General features: G+C 50.6%; 12 protein-coding genes. 7 read left to right on the top strand and 5 right to left on the bottom strand.

Going from position 1 to position 14,638, the window contains the following annotated elements:
• Nucleotides 1–3: 3 nt before the first annotated feature.
• Complete coding sequence (locus tag BM030_RS13575) at nucleotides 4–2,640, bottom strand: PQQ-binding-like beta-propeller repeat protein (RefSeq protein ID WP_090974147.1); 2,637 nt, start codon at nucleotides 2,638–2,640, stop codon at nucleotides 4–6.
• Between the two features lie 144 nt (nucleotides 2,641–2,784).
• Here BM030_RS13575 and BM030_RS13570 point away from each other — a divergent pair, with 144 nt between their 5' ends.
• Entirely contained in the window at nucleotides 2,785–3,174 is a 390-nt protein-coding gene (locus BM030_RS13570; RefSeq protein WP_090974146.1) for a DUF423 domain-containing protein, read from the top strand.
• A 1-nt stretch (nucleotide 3,175) separates the two neighbouring features.
• A complete protein-coding gene (gene priA / locus BM030_RS13565; RefSeq protein ID WP_244518940.1) occupies nucleotides 3,176–5,659 on the top strand; it encodes a replication restart helicase PriA in 2,484 nt (827 codons plus the stop codon).
• On the opposite strand, the gene BM030_RS13560 is transcribed toward priA, so the two are convergent.
• On the bottom strand, nucleotides 5,660–6,394 hold the full coding sequence (locus tag BM030_RS13560) for a hypothetical protein (RefSeq protein WP_090974144.1): 735 nt from the start codon (nucleotides 6,392–6,394) through the stop codon (nucleotides 5,660–5,662). It abuts the gene before it with no gap.
• A 172-nt stretch (nucleotides 6,395–6,566) separates the two neighbouring features.
• Here BM030_RS13560 and BM030_RS13555 point away from each other — a divergent pair, with 172 nt between their 5' ends.
• Together BM030_RS13555 and BM030_RS13550 are read left to right on the top strand one after the other, a co-directional pair.
• Entirely contained in the window at nucleotides 6,567–7,223 is a 657-nt protein-coding gene (locus BM030_RS13555; RefSeq protein ID WP_090974143.1) for a protein-L-isoaspartate(D-aspartate) O-methyltransferase, read from the top strand.
• A 35-nt stretch (nucleotides 7,224–7,258) separates the two neighbouring features.
• Complete coding sequence (locus tag BM030_RS13550; protein WP_090974142.1) at nucleotides 7,259–9,067, top strand: MutS-related protein; 1,809 nt, start codon at nucleotides 7,259–7,261, stop codon at nucleotides 9,065–9,067.
• Here the strand turns inward: BM030_RS13550 and smpB are convergent.
• From smpB to sucD, 3 genes are all read right to left on the bottom strand, one after another.
• On the bottom strand, nucleotides 9,057–9,512 hold the full coding sequence (gene smpB, locus BM030_RS13545) for an SsrA-binding protein SmpB (RefSeq protein ID WP_090974141.1): 456 nt from the start codon (nucleotides 9,510–9,512) through the stop codon (nucleotides 9,057–9,059). The genes BM030_RS13550 and smpB overlap by 11 nt on opposite strands.
• Nucleotides 9,513–9,531: 19 nt before the next feature.
• A complete protein-coding gene (locus BM030_RS13540; protein ID WP_090974140.1) occupies nucleotides 9,532–10,194 on the bottom strand; it encodes a metal-dependent transcriptional regulator in 663 nt (220 codons plus the stop codon).
• Nucleotides 10,195–10,282: 88 nt separating this feature from the next.
• Nucleotides 10,283–11,161, bottom strand: coding sequence for a succinate--CoA ligase subunit alpha (sucD, locus tag BM030_RS13535; protein WP_090974139.1), 879 nt, complete (start codon nucleotides 11,159–11,161; stop codon nucleotides 10,283–10,285).
• 140 nt (nucleotides 11,162–11,301) lie between these two features.
• Here sucD and BM030_RS13530 point away from each other — a divergent pair, with 140 nt between their 5' ends.
• The 3 genes from BM030_RS13530 to BM030_RS13520 all read left to right on the top strand — a co-directional run bounded on the left by BM030_RS13530 (nucleotide 11,302) and on the right by BM030_RS13520 (nucleotide 14,607).
• On the top strand, nucleotides 11,302–11,928 hold the full coding sequence (locus BM030_RS13530) for an RNA polymerase sigma factor (protein WP_090974138.1): 627 nt from the start codon (nucleotides 11,302–11,304) through the stop codon (nucleotides 11,926–11,928).
• 117 nt (nucleotides 11,929–12,045) lie between these two features.
• A complete protein-coding gene (locus BM030_RS13525) occupies nucleotides 12,046–13,389 on the top strand; it encodes a sulfatase family protein (RefSeq protein WP_211657605.1) in 1,344 nt (447 codons plus the stop codon).
• 24 nt (nucleotides 13,390–13,413) lie between these two features.
• Entirely contained in the window at nucleotides 13,414–14,607 is a 1,194-nt protein-coding gene (locus tag BM030_RS13520) for a FecR family protein (RefSeq protein WP_090974137.1), read from the top strand.
• Nucleotides 14,608–14,638 lie beyond the last annotated feature (31 nt).

Raw genomic sequence — 14,638 nt, 5'->3', positions numbered from 1 at the left:
GTGTCAAAAACGGTAACAATACAGGTTTCGGTCGTTTTTACTGCATAGCAATACGTGCTGTCCGCCGTTAAGCAACCCGTAATAAAAGTAAGGGCTTCCGCTTACAGGGAATCCCTTAACCACGGTTCCATCGGTGTTGAACACATAGATCAACTGGTTTCCTCCGGTGGCGATGCCGATGCGGTGGGTGCCATCGGCCAACCTGAAAAATTGCGGGCGGGATGCAAGTTGCCGCTTGAAATCATAGTGATATACAGGACTGCCATCTTCATAACGGTATACAGATAGCTGCCCTTCGTCGGTAAAGACCAGTTCTGGCGTTGACGCGCCCTCAATGTTCACGGCATCGAACGTGTGCTGCGTGGTCCACTGCCCTACAGATTTGTCAGACTGAACAAAGTCAAACGCCGTAACGAAGAGCCTGCCGGAAGTGTCGGTAGTGGCTGTCCAAGCATGTTCAGGCTGGCCTCCGGCCGTATAGACACTTACCGGATTGCGCCATGCCTCCGGCGCGCCATTTTCCTGCACCGATACCTGCCGGCCGTTGTCTTGGAAGAAGTATCGTCTCCCCGCATCTGTTGCGGCGATGATGTAGCTGACGTTTCCTACGTCGGCGGTTTTCAGATCGAACAAGATGGCACCCGTTAGGGTCTTGTTTTCCCAGCCCTGCAGGGGCTTGCCTCTGGCATCGTAGGCCATGATGCGGTTTTTGGCTGGAATAAAGAAACGGACGTCGTTCGCATTTTCAGAAACCGTTGCGCCGTGGCTCGCTTGGTACGGCAACGGCAGCGAAAACCCCGGCAATGGGTCGCCGTGGACGTCAAAGCGGTACAGACGCGTCGCCGTAGTGACCACGATACTGCTATCTGCCAACTGGTGTATCTCACCCAATAGGGGGCCGGGCAATTGGGCGTTCCAAAGTTTCTGTCCGTCTGCCGCAATGGCATGCAGGATATGGCTGGCATCTTGGGCAAGGATGAACCTGCTGGTGTCGTCATAAGCCAATACCGCCGGAACGCTGCTTAACCGGCCGTTCAGGGTAAAGGTCCACGCCGGCGTGGCTCCCGGCGTTGTTTCGGCAATGTATTGCCCATAGACGTGGGTAAAAAAACCGTTGCCTGTTCCCGACATTTGTACGGACCAGCCATAGAAGTTATGATAACCATAGTGTGCCTCGTCCGTATAGGCTGCCTCGAAGTTCGGCCTCAGGCCTCTCGCAATGGTGCGGGCAGCATTTTCATTGCTCACGAATAAGGTAAAGTTGCTTTTATTGGCCTGCATGGCTTCAAAGTTACGGTAGCCAGGTGTGGTGGCTAACGTTTTTCCAGCCGTATACTCCGCTTCAAACTGCTGCAGCGTTCGTGTATGGTTAGCGCAAATCATATAATTGCCCAATACGGTAAAATAAGGACGGGTGAATGATTTCAAAGGGTCGCCAAAACTATAATAGAGCAGGTTGGAGTGGTTGAGGCGGTGCATATTCTGCGGATAAGGTGTGCTGATCCGCTGGATGGTACGGGCAAACGACAGCGAGTCTCTCACTTCAATGATTGCCAGTTCCTCGCCGTTGGACAGTTCGGCTACGGCAAACTCGTTGCCCCATTCAGGAAGCAGCTCTCCCTGAATGGACATGCCGGGCGACTGCCGGATCAGCCGGTGCTGTTCGCGTATTTGGCTGATCTCATCCCGGCGGGCAAGCAGGTCGGCAATTCCTCCATGCAGTGCAGCAAAATCGGAGATGCCAAACGAAATGTATATGGCTGTGTTGGCCGGGAGCAGGTTTTTAAGGGACTGTTCGACGGGGCGTTGCTGCGCATACAGCGACAGATAAGCAGATGTGTCTGCCGTAAGGTCGCTGTTGCCACTGAACATGAACGCATCGCTTCTGAAGTTCATGTGCAGCGCCGAAAAACCGGTCATCCCCTCCAGCAGACGAAGGAAGTTGCCCGGTTTGCCGCGTGTCAGCGTATGGGTCAGTTTCCCCAGCCGGTTGTGGTTGATGTACCAGGTCAGTGGGGCGTTTTCGTTGCTCCCACGGCGGAAATGCTGAATAGTTTCGGCTGTCAGCTTAGGTGTTTTTTTGTCGACGGCTCTGTCGAGCAGTTCTTCGGAAAAACTGGCCAATAAAACACCGTCAACTTCGGTCACATAGAGCGGCGGTATGTTTTCCGGCAGGTGCAGGCGCATTACTTTGCGGTTCACTGAATCCACCCATTGCGGCTCGATACCCGCGCCGGCAGCGCTGATGGCCTCAAATAGCGCCCGTGGCGAAAGCCGTTCGGTAACAGGCAGCGCTATCAGGTAGTCAATCCCTGATCCTCCTGCATGGAAAGCGACCACTATTTCCTGTCCGGCGGTGAGGGAAGCCAGTTGTTCTTGCCGCAGCATGGTTTGCCGGATATAGGTCAAGCGCCGGTAATGATCGTCGCCGAGAACTGCTTGGAAAAGTTCAAATCCTGTAAAGATTTCTGCAACCACCGGGTCGTTATCAAAAGCGGTTAAGAAAACCGCATCGTCAGGAATGAGGGCCAACGCCTTCTGTTTGGACTGGCCGCCTCCGCCAAGGTCCGAAAAATAGAAAACCGCAGCTGCAATAACCGCGGCGAAAAGTACTGACGTGATGATGATAGTGCTGCGCATCCCTTTTGCAAACCTACATAAAAAGTGCCATTTTCCGATCCGGCCTTATCTTTTCAAACTGCCTTGCATATCACTCCAATATTGCCTATGTTTGGCAAAATATTGCTGTCAGAATTGGCCATAACATAACTTGTTAATTAACCGATGAATAAGCGAATCATACTGGTGGCTTCGTTTTTCGGGCTTTCAGCCGTAGCGCTGGGCGCTTTCGGAGCTCATGGTCTTGAGGGCAGGATCACGGCGGAACGGCTGGAAACGTGGGAAACAGCGGTCGACTATCAGTTTTACCATACCGTGGCGTTGCTGTTTTTAGCTACCTTTTCAAGAGCTAAAAATACGTACATTAGATTTTCTTTTATCACATTTACCCTTGGAATACTCTTGTTTTCGGGTTCGTTATACCTCCTGAGTACACGCGCCGTTACAGGGGTCGGTAACCCCGCGATACTGGGCCCGGTAACTCCTATCGGCGGCCTTTGCTTTATATTAGGTTGGTTGGGATTATTCGTAGCCACCATAAAAAATAAGGGGTAAGGTGCTTGAGTTTACACCGGGCGGCGCGGATACGCGCACGACACTGTTTGTAGAAGTTATACTGCCTTTGGCGATTTCGGGGACGTATACGTATCGGATACCGAATGGATGGAACCATCAGGTAGCCATCGGCAAACGGGTCATTGTGCAGTTCGGAAAAAACAAGGTGTATTCAGCCATTATTCACCGCATCACCACCCAAGCGCCTGAGCGATATGAGGCTAAGTATATTATTGATATTCTGGATGATATGCCGATTGTCGGTGATCCGCAACTTCAGTTGTGGGAATGGATTTCGTCATACTACCTCTGTACATTGGGAGAGGTGATGCAGGCCGCATTGCCAGCCGCATTGAAATTGGCCAGTGAGACGAAGATTGTAGCTGCCGATAAAGCAAGTGCCGACCGTTCGGACCTGAACGACAAGGAGTACCTTATCCTGGATGCTCTTGACATCTCGCCTGAATTAAAAGTAAGCGATGTGGTTAAACTCTTGGGGCAGAAAACAGTGTTTCCGTTATTGAAGCGGCTTTTTGAGAAAGGGCTCATTTTGATTTCCGAAGAGCTGTCGGCCAAATATAAGCCGAAGATGAAGACGTTTGTCCGGCTTCACCCCGACTATACAGATGAAGTAGGGCGGAAGCTGCTGCTGGAGTCGCTTAACAATGCACCTAAGCAGCAGGATGCGGTATTGGCCTACCTGCAGTTAAGCCGCCAGCAGGAGGAGATTACCAGGCAAGCCGTTATGGAAGCCAGCGGATGTTCGCCGGCCATTATCACGGCATTGATGGAAAAAGAAATATTTGTCTCGGAAGTGCGCGCCGTAAGCCGTTTGGCGGGGGAAGATGTGGAAATCACCGGCGAATTTGTGCTCAATGCCGCCCAGGAGACCGCCTTTATGGCCATTAAAGATAGAATGGACGAAAAGGATGTGGTATTGTTGCACGGTGTAACCGCATCGGGCAAAACGCAGTTGTACATCCGCCTAATGGAAGAAGTCGTAGCGAAGGGCGGCCATGTGCTGTATTTGCTGCCGGAAATAGCATTGACAGCTCAGATTACCGAACGGCTGCGGGTACATTTCGGTAACAAGCTGGGGGTTTATCATTCGCGCTTCAACGATAATGAACGGGCAGAAGTATGGCATAAAGTGCTGAAGGGCGAATACCGGGTGGTTGTGGGGGCGCGTTCGGCTGTTTTTCTTCCATTCCAGTCGTTGGGTCTGGTTATCGTTGATGAAGAACATGAGACCTCCTATAAGCAGTTTGATCCCGCACCACGTTACCATGCGAGAGATTCTGCCATCTACCTGGCTCATCTCCACAGCGCCAAGGTGTTGCTGGGATCGGCCACGCCTTCCGTTGAGAGTTACTACAATGCGCGTTCGGGTAAATATGGGTTGGTCACGATCAGCCAACGTTATGGCGATGCCCAGTTGCCTGAAATTATAACGGTAAATATCACGGAAGAGAGCCGTAAGGATAACATGTTTTCCTATTTCAGCGGGACCTTGCTGCGGGAGATTGAGCAGGCGCTGGCCAGCCAGCAACAGGTTATTCTCTTCCAGAACCGGAGAGGGCATACGCCCTTGCTTCAGTGCAAGACCTGTGGATATATCGCCAAATGCATCCACTGCGACGTGAGTCTGACCTACCACAAGAGCAGTGGCAAGCTGCATTGCCATTACTGCGGTTTTTCCGAAGATCCCGTGCAGGTATGCCCGGCTTGTGGGTCCACCCACATTGAAAGCAAGGGGTTCGGCACGGAGCGGGTGGAGGAAGAACTGGAAATCTTGTTGCCTGATGCGCGGATAGGCCGTCTTGATTTAGACTCGACGCGGGGCAAACACGGTTTCGATCGGGTCCTCACCGCTTTTGATGAGCATCGCTATGATATTTTGGTGGGCACACAAATGGTGGCCAAGGGCTTGGATTTCGGGAAGGTGAGTGTAATCGGAATCATCAATGCGGATGGATTGATTAATTACCCCGATTTCCGGGCATACGAGCGAGCGTTCTCGCTGCTTGCGCAGGTCAGCGGGCGCGCAGGAAGGCGGAACCGTAAGGGTAAGGTCATTATCCAGTCGTATGCACCCCATCACCGGATTATCCAGCAAGTGATGGAGCACGATTACGAGGGGATGTTCATGACCGAAGTGGGAGAACGTAAAAGCTACCATTATCCACCCTTTTACCGGCTGTTTAGATTTGAGGTTAAGCACAAAGAGCAGCAGCCGGCCCACGACGCCGCCCATCGGTTGGCCGCTTTGTTGAGAGAAGGGTTGGCTCACCGCGTATTCGGCCCCGAGGTGCCGCTTGTGGGGCGCGTACGCAACCACTACATTTACGGTATTCTGGTCAAGGTGGAGCGTGCCGGTATTAGCGTAGCCAAGGTGAAGGAGCTGATGAAGGCCACCTTGCTCCGTTTTGAAACCAATAAGGCCAACAAGGGTGTACGAGTGCAGGTTGATGTGGATCCTTATTGATTATTGACTGAGCAGGCCGAAATTATACTGGACCGTAATAGCCGCTATGGGCGCAAAGAAATATTCCCAGCGGTACTTTTTCGTTTGGTCAGCCGTCCGTGCAGCCAGCGCCTCGCTGTAGTAGTTGCTTGTTTTCTGGTGAGTGAAAGCGATATTGACGTTTGCCTCCGCCCCGATGGCTACCCGAGGCACGATGTATACTTTTGCTCCGATGAATGGAGAAAACAACAGGGCATTTCTGTTGTCTTCCGCAATCACGGGGCCGTGCCCCTCGGTATTAAACCGCTGTACCATAAAGCCGAGATCGGCTCCGAAATAGGGCTGGAAACGTGAGTAATTGACATTCTTTTCCATGCCCACTTTAATGGCCGTGTTTTTTAACTGTCCGGTCATACTTGGCGGACACCCCTCACATGCGTTGTCAAGGCTGACGACATCGTCAAAATAAGCTGCTTGTAAGCGGTAGCTGATTTGATTGTCATTCAGTTTGAATAGCAGGCCGTTGAAGGATGACGAACGGTTTGGCTGCTCGGCAGACTGGTTGAACAGCTGAGGGAATTGTTCGTATGCATATGCCCTGATAGCAACGGTATATCCGAAATCGGTGTTGAAATTGCTTTTGTGTTGTTTAGGAATGGCCGGTGTAGGATAGGTTACGGTGTCAACTCTCGTAACCTGTGCGGATAGCTGCAAGCATCCAAAGCACAGCGTAGCAACCAATAGGATATGCCTCATCTGTTATTCATTATGTTCTATGCGAAAATAGGTAAAAAAAACGAAAACGTACTTGAGCACTCGGGAAGCGACTTTTATTAGTGATAATAAAATCAGTGACTTAGCACATTATTCACAGATGGGCGACATGGCCGACCTTAATTTCGGTTAATCTGCTTATTTTTGGTGCACAATGGCATACAAATTTATCGATAATTACCGGGAGCGGGGTGCAAGGAAGCAGCTGGTGGAGCTGTTGAAGCGCCGGGGCATTGCAGACAAAAAAGTGCTCGAAGCCATTGGCAAGGTGCCGCGGCATTATTTTTTCGATGAGACGTTCTGGAATCAGGCTTATAAAGATATTGCTTTCCCGATAGGCGACGGACAGACCATTTCCCAACCTTATACGGTAGCTTACCAGACCGAGCTGTTGCATATCAGGCCGGGAGATAAGGTGCTCGAAATCGGCACCGGATCCGGATACCAGACCTGTATCCTGATGGAACTGGGTGCAGAAGTATATACCATTGAGCGCCAGGCCAACCTTTATAATCGAACCATTCAGGTGCTGCCCTATATGGGGTATAAACCCCATTTTTTTCTGGGTGATGGGTCGAAGGGAATTCCAGACCATGCCCCGTATGACAAGATACTGGTCACCGCCGGCGCGCCGTTTGTGCCAGAGGTCATGCTTAAACAACTTCGGATAGGTGGGGTGATGGTTATTCCGGTAGGCAGCGAAAAGGAACAGAAGATGGTCACTATCCTGCGGATAGGGGAGCAGGAGTATGAACGTATTGAACTCGATACTTTCCGGTTTGTTCCTTTGGTAGGCGACCAGGCGTGGTAAGTGCTAAACAGTAAGGGGGCCTAAACAGCGATACAATGGCAGAATCTATTTTTGATACCTATCGCCGCCATGTGGCGGAAACCGGAACCCGGCTTGCGGTTGTTCGCCGTGCCATCAACCGCCATGCGTTGCTGCGGCTCGGTGTTATTGTATTGGGGGGGATAACCCTTTTCAGAGCGGTGCAGGCTGAACATGTTTGGGTGGTTATGGTTGCCTTTTTTTTCGTGGTTGTCTGTTTTATGGGATTGGTATGGCGGCAAAGCAAGTTAGACGCCAAGCGGAGGGCGCTGCAGGATTTTTTAGCAGTAAATGAAAACGAAATGACGATGCAAGCGGGCGGCCCAAACCGGTATTCTGATGGACAGATATACCGCGATCGTCGCCATCCGTACAGCGGCGATCTTGATGTATTCGGCGAATCGTCGTTGTTTGCCTTGATGAACAGATGCGCCACACCGCAAGCCAATCGTATACTGGCGGGCTGGCTTTCTGCACCTGCCGACAAGGAGACCATTATTATGAGGCAACAGGTGGTCAGGGAACTTTCTGCCGACACCGGTTGGCATCAGCAGTTACAGGCCACGTTGTGGTTCAATCTGGAGGTGCAGGCCGATTTCCGGGAGCAGTTTGTCCGTTTCCTGAATAACCGGCAGGTGCTGTTCGGCAACCGGTACGCCCGTTTGTATGTCAAAGCGGCACCGTGGATTACGGGAGCCTGTATTGCGACGGCAGTTTTTGTCCCATCGTTTTCGGCTGTCGTGGTAGCAGTGGCGATAATCCATCTATTGACCGCCATGGCCTTTGGCGGAAAGATAAACCGCGCGGCCGCACATGTATCCAGGGCGGGGCGGTTGCTGGAGGCCTTTTCCGCGGCCTTTGCGCTGGTTGAAAGCCGCGATTGGCAAAGCCATATGGGGAAAAAATTGGTTTCAACGCTCGGTAAGGGGGGCGGTTCAAAGGCGGTTTCTTCCGCACTGCAGGATCTCGCCTCATTGATCGATCGGCTGGACTACCGGCTGAATATGCTGGTGGGGGCTGTGCTGAATATGGTGGCCCTGTGGGACTTCCGGCAGGTATTTGCGCTGGCGGATTGGCGTGAGCGGCATGGTGAAGACATCCTTAACGCGTTTGACGTTGTGGCTGAGGCGGAAGCATTGGGCAGTTTGGCTGCGCTGAGCCGTAACCATCCCGGATGGGCGTTCCCCGAGATTACGGAACAGTCTGAGCCGTTTGTGGAAGCGCAATCCCTTGCTCACCCATTAATCCCTGCGGGAAAGGCGGTGGCTAACGATTATGCAATGGTAAACCACCGTATCGCATTGATTACCGGTTCCAATATGGCAGGTAAAAGCACGTTTCTCCGTACAGTAGGCAGCAATGCGGTATTGGCCTATTGCGGGGCACCGGTTTGTGCAGAACGGATGCAACTGCGCGTTTTCCATTTGGTTACCTATATGCGGATTGCCGACTCATTAAGCGAGAGCACTTCAACGTTCAAGGCCGAGCTGGATAGGATCCAGTTGGTACTCGATAGCGTGAAGCACCAATCAGACGCATTGTTCCTCGTCGATGAGATGCTTCGGGGTACCAATTCAATGGATAAGTACTTGGGGTCGAAAGCCATCATTAAGCAATTGATTGCAGACGGCGGAGTGGGAATGGTGGCTACACATGATTTGCAATTAGCGAAACTGGCTGAGGAGTATCCCGGAATCATTGCCAACTATCATTTCGATATCCAGGTAACGGATGGCGAAATGGTTTTCGACTATACGATCAAGCCGGGCGAATGCACGATTTTCAATGCATCGCTACTGTTGAAGCGCATCGGCATTACCGTTTAACCAACCGCGCTAACTCGCGCTTGGTATCCCGTTCCTTGATCGTTTCCCGTTTGTCAAAGTCTTTTTTGCCTTGGGCCAGTGCGATTTCTACCTTGGCGAATCCGCGACTGCTGATAAACATCCGTAACGGCACGATGGTGAAGCCCCGCTCTTCGCTTTTAATTTTCAGTTTCTTGAGTTCTTTTCTATTCAGCAGCAGTTGACGGTCGCGCTTAGCCTCATGGTTATAAAATGAGCCATGCGAATATTCAGCGATGTGCATGTTCCGGATATAGAGGCCGTCGTCGAAGAACGAACAGAAAGCGTCGTTGATGTTGGCTTTGCCCTCGCGGATGGATTTGATTTCCGTTCCTAATAGCCGGATGCCGGCCACATAGGTGTCCAGGATATGGTATTCGAAATAGGCCTTTTTATTTTTTATGTTGATGTCTGATGATAGTGCCATGAGCCTGTCTATGTGTTAATTACAAGGGCTTGCAATAAATGTTTTGTGCAACCTTTTCCGAGATGTTGATTTTTGTGCCGTCGATTTCAAGTGCCATGGATTGGTCAAACGCATATTGCTGCAGGACAGTCACCTCGCTATGGATACCGATACCGATTTGGCTTACATACTGGAGAAACGCGGGGCTGTTGTCTCTGACTGCTACAATGATATAGCGGTTGCCCGTATTCGCCTCAGAAAGCGTAAGTCGCACTTCGCTCACGTAAGCACCATCGGCCGTGGGGATGGCGTCCCCATGTGGATCAAATTGGGGATAACCCAAAAACTTGTCAAGTTGCTCCACCAGTTTTTCTGATTTGATATGTTCCAGTTGCTCGGCGATGTCGTGCACCTCATCCCAGCTGAAGCCTAATTTCTCGAATAAAAACGTTTCCCACAGTCGGTGCTTGCGCACAATCGCCACCGCGAGGTCGCGACCGGTATCGGTAAGCGAGATTTTTCCGTATTTCTCGTAGTTGACCAGTTGTTTTTCCTTAAGCTTTTTCAGCATATCTGTGGCCGTTGCTGGGCGCACGTTGAGCCGTCCTGCCAACTGATTGGTGCCAGCTTCTCCGGTATCGCCTTGTTCGCCTGTAATGCGAAGCAGTGCTTTCAAGTAGTTTTCCTCAGTATCGGATAGCATAACCGCAAACTTAGTTAACTTGGGGGTTATATACAAGCACAAAGGCACCCTATAGGGTGCCTTTGCCATATTTGAATATACTTATGCGTTATGCTTTCACACCAAGTTCTTCGGCGATGGCTTTGCCAATTTCAGCGGGCGATTCCACTACCCGGATACCGCATTCGCGCATGATTTTCATTTTAGCTGCAGCTGTATCGTCTGCCCCGCCCACAATTGCACCGGCATGCCCCATACGGCGTCCCGGAGGCGCAGTTTGGCCGGCGATAAAGCCGACGACAGGCTTTGTGCCGTTTTCTTTAATCCAGCGGGCCGCTTCGGCTTCCATGCCGCCGCCGATTTCGCCGATAACAATGATGCCTTCTGTTTCCGGATCGTTCATCAGCAGCTCTACCGCTTCTTTCGTCGTTGTGCCGATGATGGGGTCGCCGCCGATGCCAATAGCCGTGGTAATACCTAATCCTGCCTTAACTGTCTGATCTACGGCTTCATAGGTGAGCGTACCCGATTTGGATACTACGCCCACCGAGCCCTTTTTGAAAATAAAGCCGGGCATAATGCCGATTTTAGCTTCATCTGCGGTGATGATGCCTGGGCAATTCGGGCCGATGAGCCTTGATTTTTTATCACTCAGGTAAGATTTTACCTGAATCATATCTTTGGTTGGGATACCTTCAGTAATGCAGACAATGACTCCGATGCCGGCGGCAGCGGCTTCCATGATGGCGTCTGCGGCAAACGCAGGAGGGACAAAGATGATGGAGACATTGGCCCCAGTTTTGTCTACCGCCTCTTGCACCGTGTTGAATACGGGACGTTCAAGGTGTGTTTGTCCGCCTTTTCCGGGGGTAACGCCGCCTACAACATTGGTTCCGTATTCAATCATCTGCGAAGCATGGTAGGTGCCTTCAGTGCCGGTAAAACCCTGTACGATTACTTTCGAGTCCTTATTTACTAGTACGCTCATTGTTTTGGTCTTTTGCACCGCAAAGCTAATGTTTTAAGGTGAAATGTGAAAATGTGTGAGGATTTTATTGTCAACTTCGTATTTTGCTGGCCACTTGGGTTAATTAAACTTAATTCCGATATTAGCTCACAAAAGCCGCCATGGACAGTTACCGCCGACTGAAGCCAAACCAGGAGACCGACTTATCGGTAATCGAGCAATTGCGGCGAGGCAATGAGGCAGCGCTTTCGCAGCTGTTCGATCGATACAATCGTCGGCTGCTCTATTTTGCGCGCGGAATGGTGGGAAGCCAAGAGGTTGCCGAAGAGCTTGTTTCTGATAGTTTTGTTAAGCTCTGGAAGATCCGTGCCAATTTCGAGACCACGGATAATGTCAAGGCGTTTTTATATATTACCATCAAGCATGCCTGTCTCAACCATGTAAAATCAGCCCATGCCCAGCGGCACTTCAATGACGAGGGGTTAGAGGAGCTACTCAGCCGAGATCCTGATACCTATGTCCGGATCGTACGGGCTGAACTCATGGAAGCAATCCACAGGGAAGTAATGAGACTTCCTGAAAAGCAACGTGAAGTGTTCCGTCTTACTTATTACGACGAACTAGATACTGATGAAATTTGCCGTCGGCTGGACATGAGTGCTAACGCCGTCTTTGCGAACCGTTCCCGAGCTGTGGAAACCCTCCGTAAGCTATTCAAGGATAACGAGCTTTGGCTATGCCTGCTTATGTTGCAGGAATTGGTGAAACACGGTGTGCATGTGAATTAGGGGAATAGTAGTTCATTGCCGCTCGGACCGCTGAAAAAAAAATCAATTTTTCCTGTAAGATTTTCCGTTGCGTCTTGTTTCTATGCATGAACGTGACCATTTATAAATTGCGAAACCATGATGAAAATCTCTCTGAACAAACGGTATGTCTTGGTGCTCCCGGCATATCTATTGATTTTGTTGCAGTTTGTCTTTAACGTAACGGAGGCACAGGAAGGGGTGGTTGATCGGCGCGCCGATAAACGGCCGAACATCATCTTAATCATGGCAGATGACATGGGTATGGAATGCTTGGGTACGTATGGGAGTACGTATCATACACCCAATTTGGATCATATGGCCGAGACAGGTGTCAAGTTCAATTATGCGTTTGCCCAAGCCATGTGTACACCGTCGCGTGTGCAAATCATGACGGGCAAGTATAATTATAAAAACTACACGAAGTTCGCGCATATGGACCCCCACGAAAAGACCTTCGGGCATTTGGCTAAGGAAGCCGGCTACAAAACAGCTATCATGGGTAAGTGGCAACTTGGTGGAGGGCTGGATTTGCCTTATCATTTTGGGTTTGAGGAATATTGTTTGTGGCAGTTGAATCGTGCTGGCAGTCGGTACGCCAAGCCGTTGATTCAGCAGAATGGAAAGACACTTACCACGACCAACGATGACTACGGTCCGGATATTTTTGCAGATTATTTATTGGACTTCATTGAGCGGAACAAAGAAGAGCCGTTTTTTGCTTATTATCCCATGGCGCTGGTTCATGGTCCGTTCGTCCCTACACCTGATAGCAAAGAATGGGCGCAGGACACTGCCCTGCGGCATAATCCTGATTTTGCGCTATTCGGAGATATGGTATCCTATTGCGATAAAATCATAGGCCGGATTATAGGTAAGTTGAACGAACTCGGATTAGCCGAAAACACCATTGTGCTTTTCACTGCGGATAACGGTACGGCGACGGCAATTACCACAACAATGAAAGATGGTTCGACGGTACGCGGCGGCAAAACTCAAACGATAGACACAGGCATAAGGGTACCGCTGATCGTTTGGGGAAAATACAGGTATACCGGCTATGAAACGGATAATCTCGTGGATTTTACCGATTTTATGCCGACCATTGCTGACGCGATTGGCGCGACGGTGCCGGAGGCTTGGGATACGGATGGCGTCAGTTTTTTGCCGACTGTAAAAGGCGAGACACCGGATAATCCAAGAGCTTGGATTTTCTCGCACTATGATCCTAAGCATTCTCCGGGTGCGGATAAAAGGGCGGCCCGGTTTTTCCGGACCCACCGATATAAGCTCTATCACGATGGCCGTTTTTACGACGTAGCCCAAGATTCGGCGGAAAAGAAGCCAATTGCCCCTGGCACCGGTACAGATGAAGCAGAGCAGGTAAGAAACATGCTTCAGCAGCAGTTGGATCGATTGCCACCGTGGCAGCCGATGCATTGAGCGTGAACAACATCATCAGAAATTATGAATTCGGTTAATCGCATCGTTTATTTACTGAAGCAGCACCTCGCGGGTGCACTCAGTGATAATGAGCAAGATGAACTTCGTGGATGGGCGGAAAGCCATCAGGCTTTCCAACAATTGGTAGAACAGACTTCTGATGCTGATTCCTTTTACAAACTCGTCGCCGATTTTGACACAACTTATGGTGTTGACGATCGGGCTTCCTTACAACGAATGAAAGACCGTGTTGCTAAAAAAACGTCCGTGTCGCACTGGCGTAAGCCAGCCTATCGCATACATTGGCGCCTCGTTTATGGTGCGGCTGCGATGATTTTGGCAGTATTGAGCACATGGATTTTCTTCGGCGATGCGCTGAACCGCACCAGCGATATTCCCGACGTCGCCCCCGGAGGAAATCGGGCGATGCTTACCTTGGCGGACGGCCGCCGGGTAGCGTTGAGTGAATCACAGTCCGGTATCATTATTGGCGAAGCGGTGACCTATACCGACGGTACCACGGTGCTGGATGATCACCAGACAGGTGTTGTAGATTCCGCCGATTTAAAGTTTAATGAGTTATCCACCCCGAAAGGGGGGACTTACCGGATGCTCCTCCCGGATGGGACGGTAGTTTGGCTGAACGCTGCGTCGATATTACGGTATCCAACAGTTTTCAATGGGCGTGAACGGGTAGTGGAGCTGGAAGGAGAAGCTTATTTTGAGGTTAGTCATCAGCAACGCGTCCCTTTCCGGGTGATCAGTGCAGGCCAAGTGGTTGAGGTCTTGGGCACCGAATTCAATATTTCAGCCTATCCCGACAGAGCGGACTTAAAAACGACATTGGCGAAAGGAAGTGTACGTGTAACATCGACCACTGGCCATAGATCATCAATCACCATTGCGCCCGGCGAACAGGCCGTTGTTTCGGATGGAATGATCAAAACCGAAGTAGTAGATGTAAATCAGTATACGGCTTGGAAAGATGGATTGTTCTATTTCAAAAAGACGGAGCCTGAAGCAGCACTTGATCAGTTACGCCGTTGGTATGATATTGACGTCATATACGAAGGAGAAGTCCCTGCAATTCGGTTCTACGGCGTGATTGGACGGAACAAGCGTTTGTCGTCCGTTTTGGCTATGTTGAAAGAAAGCGGACTGCAATTTAGGGTTGAAAAAACGGACGGTAGAAATAAGCTAATAGTATTAAGTGAATAGGCAGATTTAAGCTGCTTCGCCCAAAGTGCAA

It is taken from the genome of Parapedobacter composti, assembly GCF_900112315.1.
Classification (GTDB): Bacteria; Bacteroidota; Bacteroidia; order Sphingobacteriales; family Sphingobacteriaceae; genus Parapedobacter; species Parapedobacter composti.
This window is presented reverse-complemented; position numbering and strand designations above follow the sequence as displayed.

Bases quoted from the DNA above. Each gene is read 5' to 3' on its own strand.
- BM030_RS13575 (WP_090974147.1), bottom strand. From the start codon at position 2,640: ATGCGCAGCACTATCATCATCACGTCAGTACTTTTCGCCGCGGTTATT.
- BM030_RS13570 (WP_090974146.1), top strand. From the start codon at position 2,785: ATGAATAAGCGAATCATACTGGTGGCTTCGTTTTTCGGGCTTTCAGCC.
- BM030_RS13560 (WP_090974144.1), bottom strand. From the start codon at position 6,394: ATGAGGCATATCCTATTGGTTGCTACGCTGTGCTTTGGATGCTTGCAG.
- BM030_RS13555 (WP_090974143.1), top strand. From the start codon at position 6,567: ATGGCATACAAATTTATCGATAATTACCGGGAGCGGGGTGCAAGGAAG.
- BM030_RS13550 (WP_090974142.1), top strand. From the start codon at position 7,259: ATGGCAGAATCTATTTTTGATACCTATCGCCGCCATGTGGCGGAAACC.
- smpB (WP_090974141.1), bottom strand. From the start codon at position 9,512: ATGGCACTATCATCAGACATCAACATAAAAAATAAAAAGGCCTATTTC.
- BM030_RS13540 (WP_090974140.1), bottom strand. From the start codon at position 10,194: ATGCTATCCGATACTGAGGAAAACTACTTGAAAGCACTGCTTCGCATT.
- sucD (WP_090974139.1), bottom strand. From the start codon at position 11,161: ATGAGCGTACTAGTAAATAAGGACTCGAAAGTAATCGTACAGGGTTTT.
- BM030_RS13530 (WP_090974138.1), top strand. From the start codon at position 11,302: ATGGACAGTTACCGCCGACTGAAGCCAAACCAGGAGACCGACTTATCG.
- BM030_RS13525 (WP_211657605.1), top strand. From the start codon at position 12,046: ATGATGAAAATCTCTCTGAACAAACGGTATGTCTTGGTGCTCCCGGCA.
- BM030_RS13520 (WP_090974137.1), top strand. From the start codon at position 13,414: ATGAATTCGGTTAATCGCATCGTTTATTTACTGAAGCAGCACCTCGCG.